The 968-nt window shown below is 32.1% G+C and carries 2 protein-coding genes; one reads left to right on the top strand and one right to left on the bottom strand.

Annotation, left to right across the window (positions count from 1 at the left end; translation table 11 throughout):
* Window positions 1-217: 217 nt before the first annotated feature.
* Window positions 218-529, bottom strand: coding sequence for an XRE family transcriptional regulator (locus ACFIK3_RS09640; RefSeq protein WP_114647946.1), 312 nt, complete (start codon window positions 527-529; stop codon window positions 218-220).
* 94 nt (window positions 530-623) lie between these two features.
* On the opposite strand from ACFIK3_RS09640, the gene ACFIK3_RS09635 reads away from it, so the two are divergent.
* Window positions 624-941 (top strand): hypothetical protein, encoded by a 318-nt coding sequence (locus ACFIK3_RS09635; RefSeq protein ID WP_375632866.1) that lies wholly within the window; start codon window positions 624-626, stop codon window positions 939-941.
* Window positions 942-968 lie beyond the last annotated feature (27 nt).

Below are 968 nucleotides of genomic sequence, written 5' to 3'. Positions count from 1 at the left end.
CAGAATTTATAAACACTGGTTTATTCACAAATGCCTCCATACTGCCTATTGGCAAAAGTTATTTTCTAAGATATGGAACTTATATTTCATTATTTATGAAAATTGTCAATATAAAAATTCAGAAAATATGAAATTTTAATAAAGTGTAGGTTAATTATGGATAAACTAATGTTAGAAAAACTTTGGAATTGTGGAGATAAAAAAGTGATGGCTGCTATTATTTTTTGTCTGAAGAACAAGAATTCTGAAGAATCGTTAAAACAGCTTTCTGAACTTCGGGATTTGCTTGATAATACAGTTGAATAAACTGTTCAGATTCTTTGATTAGAAAAGGGGGGATTTCGCCAAAAAAATCAATAATTTCTATTAATTCACTTGCTTTTATTGATCTTTTTGTACCTGAATCATGCAACATACTAGTTAAGGTAGATGGTAACACTCCTAAATGCTTGGCTAGCATTTTCTTACTACCATGACCATTTTTAGCTAATTGCGCATTAAGCCATACCTTTAACTGATCTGATTCCATAAAATACAAAGTCTTTCATATGAAATGAAAAATCAATAAAAAAAATATGAAATTTTATCTTGATAAAATTCATAAAATATGAAATTTTATCTTTATGAAAAAAGAACCTGCGTATACTATAATAAAATATCTAGGGGGGGCTATTAACGTTTCGCGTATTTTGAAGAAATGTAAAGGAGCTGTTTATCGTATCACTTATTCTAAAGAGAAGGGTGGTTCTAATGGATTGTTTCCTTCAATTTATCAAGCGCAGTTATTAACCTACGCACGTGATCATGGGATAGATTTGCGTCCAGAAGATTTTTTTTATCCCGAGCGCTTGCAGAGATTAATGCAAGAGCAACACCCCCCAATGACTACATTTGCAAAAAGTTCCGGCGTTGATAGCGCGCGTGAGACTTTGCAGCCTTAAGGAGGTGATGATGGCTGTAGAAAAGAA

It is taken from the genome of Bartonella sp. CB10SXKL (assembly GCF_042195515.1).
Taxonomy (GTDB): Bacteria; Pseudomonadota; Alphaproteobacteria; order Rhizobiales; family Rhizobiaceae; genus Bartonella.
The sequence above is the reverse complement of the archived record's forward strand: the minus strand, read 5'-3'. Positions and strand labels throughout refer to the sequence as shown.